The sequence below is a fragment of the Micromonospora sp. C28SCA-DRY-2 genome (genome assembly GCF_030519475.1).
GTDB lineage: Bacteria > Actinomycetota > Actinomycetes > Mycobacteriales > Micromonosporaceae > Micromonospora.
Window position 1 is genome coordinate 1073088 of record NZ_JAUMKD010000001.1, and the last position, 11684, is coordinate 1084771.

10 protein-coding genes are annotated in these 11684 nt (G+C 72.0%); 3 read left to right on the forward strand and 7 right to left on the reverse strand.

The window, feature by feature from the left end; all coding sequences use genetic code 11:
• Positions 1–3: 3 nt before the first annotated feature.
• From ftsE to pruA, 5 genes are all read right to left on the reverse strand, one after another.
• Entirely contained in the window at positions 4–684 is a 681-nt protein-coding gene (gene ftsE, locus Q3W71_RS04980) for a cell division ATP-binding protein FtsE (protein ID WP_109904753.1), read from the reverse strand.
• A 118-nt stretch (positions 685–802) separates the two neighbouring features.
• Positions 803–1924, reverse strand: a complete 1122-nt coding sequence (gene prfB, locus Q3W71_RS04985) for a peptide chain release factor 2 (RefSeq protein WP_302918079.1) — start codon at positions 1922–1924, stop codon at positions 803–805.
• Between the two features lie 184 nt (positions 1925–2108).
• Positions 2109–2624: a PadR family transcriptional regulator gene (locus Q3W71_RS04990; protein ID WP_302918080.1), complete on the reverse strand. Its 516-nt coding sequence runs from the start codon at positions 2622–2624 to the stop codon at positions 2109–2111.
• 118 nt (positions 2625–2742) lie between these two features.
• On the reverse strand, positions 2743–3546 hold the full coding sequence (locus Q3W71_RS04995) for a tryptophan 2,3-dioxygenase (RefSeq protein ID WP_302918081.1): 804 nt from the start codon (positions 3544–3546) through the stop codon (positions 2743–2745).
• Between the two features lie 108 nt (positions 3547–3654).
• The gene (pruA, locus tag Q3W71_RS05000; protein ID WP_302918082.1) at positions 3655–5283 is read right to left on the reverse strand and encodes an L-glutamate gamma-semialdehyde dehydrogenase; all 1629 of its coding nucleotides are present in this window, start codon (positions 5281–5283) and stop codon (positions 3655–3657) included.
• 352 nt (positions 5284–5635) lie between these two features.
• Here pruA and Q3W71_RS05005 point away from each other — a divergent pair, with 352 nt between their 5' ends.
• Positions 5636–6781 (forward strand): hypothetical protein, encoded by a 1146-nt coding sequence (locus Q3W71_RS05005; RefSeq protein WP_302918083.1) that lies wholly within the window; start codon positions 5636–5638, stop codon positions 6779–6781.
• 12 nt (positions 6782–6793) lie between these two features.
• On the opposite strand, the gene Q3W71_RS05010 is transcribed toward Q3W71_RS05005, so the two are convergent.
• Positions 6794–7303 (reverse strand): hypothetical protein, encoded by a 510-nt coding sequence (locus Q3W71_RS05010; protein ID WP_302918084.1) that lies wholly within the window; start codon positions 7301–7303, stop codon positions 6794–6796.
• Between the two features lie 214 nt (positions 7304–7517).
• Here Q3W71_RS05010 and Q3W71_RS05015 point away from each other — a divergent pair, with 214 nt between their 5' ends.
• Both Q3W71_RS05015 and Q3W71_RS05020 read left to right on the forward strand, forming a co-directional pair.
• Positions 7518–7745 (forward strand): AlpA family transcriptional regulator, encoded by a 228-nt coding sequence (locus tag Q3W71_RS05015; RefSeq protein WP_302918085.1) that lies wholly within the window; start codon positions 7518–7520, stop codon positions 7743–7745.
• A gap of 104 nt (positions 7746–7849) precedes the next feature.
• On the forward strand, positions 7850–8452 hold the full coding sequence (locus tag Q3W71_RS05020) for an Rv3235 family protein (protein ID WP_302918086.1): 603 nt from the start codon (positions 7850–7852) through the stop codon (positions 8450–8452).
• A 305-nt stretch (positions 8453–8757) separates the two neighbouring features.
• Here the strand turns inward: Q3W71_RS05020 and secA are convergent, their stop codons facing one another.
• On the reverse strand, positions 8758–11679 hold the full coding sequence (gene secA / locus Q3W71_RS05025) for a preprotein translocase subunit SecA (protein WP_302918087.1): 2922 nt from the start codon (positions 11677–11679) through the stop codon (positions 8758–8760).
• Between the last annotated feature and the right edge of the window lie 5 nt (positions 11680–11684).

Genomic DNA, 11684 nt, shown 5'->3' on the forward strand with positions numbered 1-11684 from the left:
GGCTCACCCGTAGACGCCGCGGGCCTGGTCGCGCACGATGCGGCCGCTCTCGATCTCGATGACCCGGCGGCGCATCTGGTTCACGATGTTGGAGTCGTGCGTGACCATCACGACGGTCGTGCCGGTGCGGTTGATCCGGTCCAGCAGGCGCATGATCTCGATCGAGGTGTCCGGGTCCAGGTTTCCGGTGGGCTCGTCCGCCAGCAGGATCAGCGGCCGGTTCACGAACGCCCGGGCGACGGCGACCCGCTGCTGCTCACCACCGGAGAGCTCGTGCGGGTAGCGGTGCTCCTTGCCACCGAGCCCGACCAGCTCCAGCACCTCCGGCACCACCCGGCGGGCGACCGCCTTGGTCTTGCCGATCACCTCGAGAGCGAACGCCACGTTCTCGTAGGCGGTGCGGTTCGGCAGCAGCCGGAAGTCCTGGAAGACGCAGCCGATCGAGCGGCGGAAGTGGGGTCGCTTCCAGGACCGCATCGAGGTGACGTCCTTGCTGTTCACGATGACCCGGCCCTTGTTCGGGGTGACCTCGTGCAGCAGCAACTTGATGATGGTGGACTTGCCGGAGCCGGATGGACCGATGAAGAAGACGAACTCGCCCTTCTCGATCGAGACGGACACGTTGTCGAGCGAAGGCCGGGACGCCTTCGGGTACGTCTTCGTCACTTGCTCAAGCTGAATCACGGGTGGTGAGTCTACGCGGTGTAACCAGAGAGCCAAGCCCCACGCCCCGCGGTTGCGAGGCGAGTCATCAATCTAGGGCGTATCGGGAAGATCGACGAAGCGCTCCGCCCGCGACCGATCACGCACTGTCGCCGGCGAGCTGCTGCTGCTTACGCCACCGGATACCGGCCTCGATGAAGTCGTCCAGATCGCCGTCGAAGACCGACGACGGATTGCCGGTCTCCTGCTCGGTTCGGAGATCCTTCACCATCTGATACGGGTGCAGGACGTACGACCGCATCTGGTCGCCCCACGAGCCGGCCGCGTCCGTCTTCAGGCCCTGGAGCTTGGCCTGCTCCTCCTGCCGCTTGCGCTCCAGCAGCCGGGCCTGGAGCACCCGCAGCGCGGAGGCCTTGTTCTGCAACTGGGACTTCTCGTTCTGGCAGGTGACCACGATGCCGGTCGGGATGTGGGTGATCCGCACCGCCGAGTCGGTGGTGTTCACGCTCTGCCCGCCCGGGCCGGAGGAGCGGTAGACGTCGATCCGCATCTCGTTCTCGGGGATGTCGATGTGGTCGGTCTGCTCCACCACCGGCAGCACCTCGACGCCGGCGAAGCTGGTCTGCCGCCGGCCCTGGTTGTCGAACGGGCTGATCCGGACCAGCCGGTGGGTGCCCGACTCGACGCTGAGCGTGCCGTAGGCGTAGGGGACCTTGACCGCGAAGGTGGCCGACTTCAGGCCCGCCTCCTCGGCGTACGAGGTCTCGTAGACCTCGGTCGGGTAGCCGTGCCGCTCCGCCCAGCGCAGGTACATCCGCAGCAGCATCTCGGCGAAGTCCGCGGCGTCCACGCCACCGGCACCGGCCCGGATGGCGACCAGCGCCTCCCGGGAGTCGTACTCGCCGGAGAGCAGGGTGCGGACCTCCATCTCCTGGATGGCCTTGGTCAGCCCGGTGATCTCGGACTCGACCTCGGTCAGCACGCTCGGGTCGGACTCCGCCTCGGACAGCTCCAGCAGCACCCCGGCGTCGTCGAGCCGGGAGCGGAGGCTGGAGAGCTTGCCGATCTCGCCGTTGACGTACGACAGCTGCGAGGTGACCTGCTGGGCCCGGGCCTGGTCGTCCCAGAGGTCGGGGGCGGACGCCTCCTGCTCCAGGCGGGCCTTGTCCGCGCGGAGCCGGTCGATGTCGAGCACCGACTCGATGTTGCGCAGGGTGGCGTCGAGTTCCTTGAGCTGTTCGGCGTAATCGGCAGCGGTCACGACTGACAAGCGTACTGCGCGAGCGAGGAGTGAGCTTGCGAGCCCCGCAGTCGCGCGCCAATTCGGCACCGCGCGAGCGAGGAGTGAGCTTGCGAGCCCCGCAGTCGCGCGCCAATTCGGCACCGCGCGGGGGCGGGATCGGCGTGCGGGCCCCGCGGTTGGGGGCGGGCGGGTCGGCCGGCGGTCACCCGACGGGGGCGCTCTTGAGCCACGACAGGGCGGCCTTGTGGTACGCCACGGCGAACTCCAGCGCGCTGGCGTCGTACGTCTCGCCCTCCTTCTTGGCGTTCTTGACCTGCTCCCGGACCCGGGCGAGGGCCTCGGTGTGGTACTCGTTCGCCGCCGCCTGGAGGTTCTTGAGCTGGCTGGGCGAGTGCAGGTCGCCGAAGGCGATACGCAGCGCTATCGGGTTGCGGATGGTGTCCCGGCCGGGATCCTCCGCGAGCCAGCGGGAGAACGTCCGTTTTCCGGCTGCCGTGATCGCGTACGGCTGGCTCATGCGCGGGCCGGGCTTGCCCATCCGGACGAGCCCGCGCTCGGCCAGCACCGGCAACTCGCGGTAGACCTGGCTGCGGGTCATCGACCAGTACGGCGCCAGCCGGCGCTCGGCGGCGGCCATCAACTGGCCACCTGTCATGGGGCCCTCGTGGAGCAGCCCGAGCAGGGCCGCCGCCGTGGGGTTGACTCCGGAATCCGCCATGCCCCTCACGCTGCCACTTTGCCGACCCTCCGTCCAGGATTTCACGGTTTCGCCACCCGGTAGGGGTTCCTATGTGCACTGTCGGCGCGAGACAGTCCCTGCCGGAGTTGTCGATGTCTTACAGCCGGCTGCGCAACTCCCACAGCTCCGGGTAGAACCGGGTCTCCACCCGGGAGCGCAGGTACGCGCCGCCGGCCGAGCCGCCGGTGCCCGGTTTGGTGCCGATCTGCCGTTCGGCCATCAGCACGTGCCGGGCCCGCCACAGCGAGAACGCCTGGTCGTGGGCGACCAGCGCCTCGGCGAGGTCCCACAGTGCGCCGAACCGCTCCCGGTCCGCCGCGATGGCGGCGTACGCGGCGAAGCGCGCCTCCGCCGTGGCCACGTCGAAGCCGGCCCGGTCGAGCACGGCCAGGAAACCGTCCCAGAGGCTCGGCTCGGCCAACCGGCGCTCCAGCCGCTCCCGCTCCGGGGCGGCCAGCCCCCGGAACCGGCGCAGGAAGTCCGGGTCCTTCAGGCCGGAGAGGAACTCGATCTCCCGGAACTGCACCGACTGGAAGCCGGACGCCGGGGCGAGCTTGGTGCGGAAGACCAGGAAGTCCTGCGGGGTCATCGTGTCGATCACGTCGACCTGGCCGATCAGCACCCGCTCCACCACGTGGCAGCGCTCCAGCCGGATCCGGGGCAGGTAGGTCTCGCCGGCCAGCAGCCGGTCCCGGGCGTCGGTCAGCTCGGACAGCAGCAGCTTGAACCAGAGCTCGTAGACCTGGTGGATGGTGATGAAGAGCAGCTCGTCGTGGGAGGCCGGGTCGGACTCCGGCACCTGCGCGGCGAGCAGGTCGGTCAGTCGGAGGTAGTCGCTGTAGGTGAGCAGGCCACCCTGCTCACCGAACCGGGGGTCGTACGCGGGGGTGGGGTGGCTCATCGCGCCACGCTACCGCCGCGTCCGGACTCCCGCCGACCGCCGACCGAGCGGCCGGACCGGAGCCCGCCGGCGGCGCGCAACACGTGCCGCCGGCGGGCCGCCGCCGGTTCAGCCCATGTGGGGGTACGTGTGGTCGGTCGGCGGGACGAAGGTCTCCTTGATCGTCCGCGGCGACATCCAGCGCACCAGGTTGTGCCAGGAGCCGGCCTTGTCGTTGGTGCCGCTGGCCCGGGCGCCGCCGAATGGCTGCTGCCCGACCACGGCCCCGGTCGGCTTGTCGTTGATGTAGAAGTTGCCGGCCGCGTACCGCATCTTCTCCGCCACCGCGTCGACCACCTGGCGGTCGGTCGCGAAGATCGAGCCGGTCAGCGCGTACGGGGCGATCGACTCGGCCTGCGCGACCACCTCGTCGAACCGGGCGTCGTCGAAGACGTGCACGCCGAGGATCGGGCCGAAGTACTCGGTGGTGAAGGTCTCGTGGGCCGGGTCGGTGCACTCGAACAGGGTGGACCGGACGAAGTAGCCGACCGAGTCGTCGGCGGTGCCGCCGGCGATGATCCGGCAGGTGTCGTCCCCGCTGATCAGCTCCAGCGCGGCGGTGTGCCGGTCGAACGCCTTGGCGTCGATCACCGCGCCACCGAAGTTGCTGAAGTCGGTGACGTCACCGTAGGTGAGGGCGTCGGCGGTGGCGGCCAGCCGGTCGCGCAGCCCACCCTCCCAGATCGACCGCGGCACGTACGCCCGCGACGCCGCCGAGCACTTCTGGCCCTGGTACTCGTAGGCGCCCCGGATCAGGGCGGTGTGCAGGGCGTCCACGTCGGCGCTGGAGTGCGCGACGACGAAGTCCTTGCCGCCGGTCTCGCCGACCAGCCGGGGGTAGCCCCGGTAGCGGGAGATGTTGTCGCCGACGGTCTTCCACAGGTGCTGGAAGACCTTGGTGGAGCCGGTGAAGTGGATGCCGGCCAGGTCGGGGTCGGCCAGCACCACGTCGGAGACCTCCTCGCCCCGCCCGGTGACCATGTTGATCACACCGGGCGGCAGGCCGGCCGCCTCGAACAGCCGCATGGTGAAGTGCGCGGCGAACTGCTGGGTCGGGCCCGGCTTCCAGACCACCGTGTTGCCGAGCAGGGCCGGCGCCGAGGGCAGGTTGCCGGCGATCGCCGTGAAGTTGAACGGGGTGATCGCGTAGACGAACCCCTCCAGCGGCCGGTGGTCGAACCGGTTCCAGGTGCCCGGCGAGGAGAGCGGCTGCTCGGCGAGGAGCCGGCGCGCGAAGTGCACGTTGAACCGGAGGAAGTCGATGAACTCGCAGGCCGAGTCGATCTCGGCCTGGATGGCGGTCTTGGACTGGCCCAGCATGGTGGCCGCGTTCAGGGTGTCCCGCCAGGGGCCGGCCAGCAGCTCGGCGGCGCGCAGGAAGATCGCCGCGCGCTCCTCGAACGGCAACGCCCGCCACATCGGGGCGGCGTCCTTGGCGGCCTTGACCGCCGCGCGCGCGTCGTCGTGGGTGGCGTGCGCGGTGACCCCCAGCACGTGCGCGTGCTTGTGCGGCTGGACCACGTCGATCGACTCGCCGCCCGCCATCCGCTGCTCGCCGGCGATGGTCATCGGCAGGTCGATGCGCTCGGCCGCCAGCTCGGCCAGCCGCCGTTGGAGCCGTTCCCGGTCGGCGCTGCCCGGCTCGTAGTTGCGTACCGGCTCGTTGCGGGGCTCGGGTACGGAGAACACGGCGTCCATCAAGGCTCCTGGCGATCTCGACAGCGGTGGCGAAACCGGACCCGCTGGCGCGCGGCCGGGTGACCTGCGCCGGAACGCCGCGCGGCGGTAGCCGGTCGCGGCGGCGGGACCGAGCCCAATCTTCCCACGCGACCCCCTCCCCACCACCCTCCCCCGGACCCCTGCCCGTTGATCGCGGGGTGGGGGCTCGGGATGCGCGCCGGTCCCGACCCCGACCCATCGATCACCGCGGCGGCCGGGGGACGGCGGCGGGACGGGTGGGGTGGGTGAGCGCGTACGCTGGGGTGCCGGTGACCTGCCTGCCCCGGCCCGGCCGACCGCCCGGATGCCGGCCCGCCTCGAAGGGGAGACGATGACCAAGCAGCCCGGCGGCTCCGCGGCCGCGGAGTCGGACCAGCCGGTGGCCGACGACCCCACCACGGCTGCTGGATCCGGCGCCTCCACGACCGGCGCGACGACCGCCGCCGCCGTCCAGCGGGCGACCGGAGCGGACCGGGCGGGCGAGGCCGGCGACCCCGACACGGCCGACGCCGACCGGGACGCGGCCACCGACGACGAGCCCGCCGCGGTGCGCGGGCCGGCGCCCGTGCCGGGGGCGGCGCTGCTCGCGCTGCTCGCCCTGGGCTGGCTGGCCGCCATGCTCTGGTCGACCCGTGAGGCGATCACCTCGGCGGCGGCCGGGGTCACCGCGATCAGCCTCTCCGCCTTCGCGCTGCCCGGGGTGATCTCCGCCGCGCTGGTCGCCGGGGCCGCCTTCGCCCTCTTCGGCGTCGACCTGCTCGGTCACCGGGTCGGCGACCGGGCCACCCTGCGCTTCCTCGCGGCGATCGGCGCCGGCCTGTTGATCGGGCTGGCCACCGCGTTCGCGATCAACCTGACCTACGCCGACAACGCGACCACCAACGTGATCGCCGGCACCAGCGCCGCCGCGGCGATCATCGGCGGGGCCGCCGCCGGCGCGCGCAGCGCCCCGACCGTCGGCGCGGTGGTGGCCGCCGCGCTCGGCACGCTGGTCTTCGTGGTGGCGTTCAGCCGGGCCCGCGACCCGCTGTTCGACCTCTTCGGGGCCGGGGGCACCCAGGAGTCCCTGGTGAACGCGGCCAAGTGGGTGTCGCGTACCGAGTCGCTGCTCGCCGGGGTGGTCGCCGGCCTGCTCGCCTTCGGCTACCTGGCCTGGGCGCGCCGCCGGGCCGCCCGGCGGGACCCGGACGCCCCGGCGCTGCGCTGGCCGGCGTACCTGGCGGCCGGGGCCGGCCCGGGCCTGCTGCTGCTCGTCGCCGAGGTGATCATCCGGGTCGGCGGGCGCTCCCTGCTCGACCTGGCCGCCGCGCTGAGCGAGGCGGACGCGGTGGCCCAGACGTCGCTGGGCACCTCGCGGGTGGACAACGGCATCTGGGTGCTCTTCGTGGGCGCGCTGACCGCGCTGATCGCGTTCGGCCGCACGCTCGGCCCGGCCGCCGGCGACGACGACGAGCCGGTGGAGGTCACCGAGCGCTGACTCCGCCCGCCGTCAGCCGGCGGTACGCAGCAGCAGCTCCAGCTCGGTGACGTCGTACCACTCCAGCTCGTGGTCCTCGGCGCCGTCGACGGTGAACTGCGCGTCCGGGTCACCGGCGAGCGCCTCGGCGACCACCTCCGCGGCGGCGGCCACGTCCTCGGTCGCCTCCGACCCGTCCACGTGGATCGCCGCGACGGCGTCGATCGGCACCGGCCGGGTCAGCTCCACCGCGCTCGACCCCAGCTCGCCGTCGCCCCGCCCGACCGCGGCGGCCGGCAGGTCGGCCGAGACCACCACCCGGCGGCGGGGCGCGTCCGGGTCGGCCCGGAGCAGCTGCAACGCGTCCTGGGCGGCACGGGTGAAGGCGACGTACTCCAGCTCCTCCTCGTCGCCCTCGGCGTACCACTCCCGCAGGGCCGGGGTCACCGCGTGCGCCCGCTCCGCGCTGAGCCCCTGCTCGCGCAGCCGGGCCAGGATCGGGACGGTCGCCGGCACGTACACCCGGACAAGGTCGTCGGTCACCGGTGTCTCCCTGCTGAGATCCTCCGCCGGCGTCCACCGGCCCGGGCGCCGATCATGCCGTACGCCGTGACCGTCATACACCCCGCACCGCGCTGGTGGAAGTTCCGCCCCGGTGTGTCCCGCCCGGACGTCGCCCGGGCGGCCGGTCGGACGCTGGGCGGCGCGGGCGGGCGATGGCAAACTGAGCCAAACGACGCCAACCCCGGGAGTTTCCGTGGAGCCGAGGTTCCTGCTCCTCTCCGACGTGGCCGCCGAGCTGAACGTGTCGGATTCGCAGGTCTACCACATGGTGCGCAGCGGCGAACTGCCGGCGATCAAGATCGGCGGGCGTGGCCAGTGGCGCGTGGAGCGGGCCCAACTGGAGGAGTACATCCAGCGCAAGTACGCGGAGACCGCCGAGTGGGTACGCAGCAACCCGCTCGCCGACCGCGACCAGGAGTGACCCGACCAGTGCGCGGAGCCATTGACCACAGGCTTCGCCATGCCCAACAATGAGACTCGTTCGGAGGCAAACGAAGGCAAACGCAAGAACAAGGGGGTAGCGCGATGACGGACTCCCGCCGACCCGGCCCGTCGCGACCGCCGGTGCGGCTGCGGCCCGCGCCCTCCTTCGAGCCGCCCTACGCCGACGAGGACGGCAGCCACTGGCCGTCGCCCGGGCCGGGCCAGCTCGCCCTCGACCTGTTCGAGGCGGCCCGCCGCGAGCCCGGCCGCCCGCCGGACCGGCGACTGCGGGCCGGGCCGACCCCCGCCCGCCCCGGTCGGCACACCCCCGGCCCGCTGCCCCCCGGCGCCCTGGTGACCGCCACCCCGGAGGCGACCCGGGCCGCCCACCGGTTCGTCGGTACCTGCCTCGAAGTGCTCAACGGCTACCGCCCACCCGGCCAACTCCGGCCGCTGCTCGATCCCGGCCGGGCCGCCGAGCTGCTGCCCGAGCTGGCCCGGGCCGGCACGCGGACGGGCCCGGTACGCCGCCGGTCCACCCGGCCCGCGGTGCGGCTGCGCCGGCTGCGGGTCTGCGAACCCCGGGCCGCCGCCGTCGAGGTGGCCGCGGTGCTGGCCGGCGGCAACGGCCACACCTGGGCAATGGCGCTGCGCCTGGAACACCGCCGCGGCGCCTGGCTCTGCACCGCCCTCCAGGTCCTCTGACCCGGGCCCCCACCCCGGCCGCGGACGGCCACCTGTTGATCCACTCCGGATGCGGCATCCCGGGGCTTCCCCGCGACGAAAGACCACCAGATGCCGCACGCCGCGTGGGTCACCCGGTGCCGCCGTAACCGGTCGTCGGTCCCGCCGGCTCGGCGGCCGTTGGACCGCCCGGGGCGTCCACCTGGCTCGGTCGGTGGACGTCCCGGGTCTCCAGCTCTCCGCACGGCCGGCCGGGTGCGGATGGACCCGGGAACGCCGACGGGCCCCGGCCAGGTCGGCCGGGGCCCGTCGGGGCGACTGTCGGATCAGGCGCCGCCGTTGGGGGCACCGTGGCAGCGCTTGTACTTGCGGCCGGAACCGCACGGGCAGGGCGCGTTGCGGGACGGGCCGTTGCTCGCCTCCGCCTGCCCCGGGGCGGCCCGCCGGGCCGAGTTCGACGCCACGGCCGGGCCGCGCAGCCCGCTCGTCGGACGCTGCGGGGCGCTCGGCGCGGTGGTGCCCGGCCCGGCCGGGGCGGCCTTCGCGCCACGCCCGATGCCCAGCGCCGGCGCCTGCTCGTCGGCCTGCTCGACGGCCACCGAGCCGCGGCCCGCCTCGCCGTCGATGGTCGGCGCGGAGTACTGCAGGCCCTGCTGCTGGGGCGCCCGGTTCAGGCCCTTGGCCCGGATCTCCACCGGCTTGTCGAGCAGCTTGACCTCTTCGGCCTCCGGCTCCGGCTCGGCGACCTGGACCTCCAGGTTGAACAGGAAGCCGACCGTCTCCTCCTTGATGCCGTCCATCATGGTGGCGAACATGTCGAAGCCCTCGCGCTGGTACTCGATCACCGGGTCGCGCTGGGCGTACGCCCGCAGGTTGATGCCCTCCTGCAGGTAGTCCATCTCGTAGAGGTGCTCACGCCACTTGCGGTCGATCACCTGGAGCAGCACCATCCGCTCCAGCTGGCGTACCGCCTCCTCGCCGAGCTGCTCCTCCCGCCGGTCGTACGCGGCGTGCGCGTCCTCCTTGAGGCGGGACATCAGGAAGTCGGCGTCCATGCCGGCCCGGGAACCGCCGGCCTCCTCCTCCAGCTCCTCGATCGTGACGCCGACCGGGTAGAGCTGCTTGAGGCTGGACCAGAGCTGCTCGAGGTCCCAGTCCTCGCCGTAGCCCTCGGCGGTGGCCCCCTGCACGTACGCCTCGACGACGTCGTCGATCATGTTGCGGACCTGGTCGGAGAGGTCCTCGCCGTTGAGCACCCGGAGACGCTCGGCGTAGATCACCGTGCGCTGCTTGTTCAGCACCTCGTCGTACTTCAGGACGTTCTTGCGGATCTCGGCGTTCTGGCCCTCGATCTGGGCCTGCGCGTTCTTGATCTGCCGGGTGACCATCTTCGACTCGATGGGCACGTCCTCCGGGATGTTGAAGCGGTCCATGACCGCCTCGACCGCGCCGGAGCGGAACCGCTTCATCAGCTCGTCCTGCAGGGACAGGTAGAACCGGGACTCGCCCGGGTCACCCTGCCGGCCGGAACGACCGCGCAGCTGGTTGTCGATCCGCCGGGACTCGTGCCGCTCGGTGCCCAGCACGTAGAGGCCGCCGGCGGCGGCCACCTCCTCCGCCTCGGCGTCGCAGGCCTGCTTCCACTTGGGCAGGACCTCCTCCATCGCCTTGGCGTACTCCTCCTCGTGCTCGATCGGGTCGAGGCCGCGCTGGCGCAGCTCGCTCGCGGCGAGGAACTCGGGGTTGCCGCCGAGCAGGATGTCGGTGCCCCGGCCGGCCATGTTGGTGGCCACCGTGACCGCGCCCTTGCGCCCGGCCTGGGCGACGATCTCGGCCTCCCGGGCGTGGAACTTGGCGTTCAGCACCGAGTGCGGGATGCCCCGGCGGCGCAGCAGCTGGGAGAGGATCTCGGAGTTCTCCACCGAGACGGTGCCCACCAGCACCGGCTGCCCGGCCTCGTGCCGCTCGGCGATGTCCTCCACCACGGCGTTGAACTTGGCCTTCTCGGTCTTGTAGATGACGTCCGGGCGGTCCTGCCGGATCATCGGCCGGTGGGTCGGGATGGTCACCACGCCGACCTTGTAGACCTTGTTGAACTCGCCCGCCTCGGTCTGGGCGGTACCGGTCATGCCGGAGAGCTTCTCGTAGAGGCGGAAGTAGTTCTGGAGGGTGATGGTGGCCAGGGTCTGGTTCTCCTGCTTGATCTCCACCCCCTCCTTGGCCTCGATCGCCTGGTGCATGCCCTCGTTGTAGCGGCGGCCGTGCAGGATGCGGCCGGTGAACTCGTCGACGATGAGGACCTCGCCGTCGCTGACGATGTAGTCCTTGTCGCGCTTGTAGAGCTCCTTGGCCTTGATCGCGTTGTTCAGGTAGCCGACCAGCGGGGTGTTCACCGACTCGTACAGGTTGTCGATGCCGAGCCGGTCCTCGACCTTGGCCACGCCGCGCTCGGTGACCGCGATGGTCCGCTTGGCGTAGTCGACCTCGTAGTCGCCCTCGCCGTCCTTGCCGGGCTGGAGCCGGGCCACCACCGCGGCGAACTCGCCGTACCAGCGGGCGGAGTGCTCGGCCGGGCCGGAGATGATCAGCGGGGTCCGGGCCTCGTCGATCAGGATCGAGTCGACCTCGTCGACCACGGCGAAGTTGTGCCCGCGCTGGACCAGTTCCTCCCGGGACCAGGCCATGTTGTCGCGCAGGTAGTCGAAGCCGAACTCGTTGTTGGTGCCGTAGGTGATGTCGCACTCGTACGCGGCCCGGTGCTCGCTGGCCGGCCGGTTGGGCAGCACCACGCCGACGGTGAGGCCGAGGAACTCGTGCACCCGGCCCATCCAGGCGGCGTCGCGCTGGGCCAGGTAGTCGTTGACCGTGACCACGTGCACGCCCTTGCCGGAGAGCGCGTTGAGGTAGACCGGCATGACCGAGGTCAGGGTCTTGCCCTCACCGGTCTTCATCTCGGCGATGTTGCCGAAGTGCAGCGCCGCGCCGCCCATCACCTGGACGTCGTACGGGCGCTGGCCGAGCACCCGGGCGGCCGCCTCCCGGCACACCGCGAAGGCCTCGGGCAGCAGGTCGTCGAGGGTCTCGCCGTCGGCCAGCCGCTCCTTGAACTGCACGGTCATGTCGCGCAGTTCCTCGTCGGTGAGGTTGACGTAGTCGTCCTCGATCGAGTTGACGGCGGCGGCGATGGCCTTGAGCCGGCGCACCATACGGCCCTCGCCCGCGCGGAGGACCTTTTCCAGAATCGACACGGATC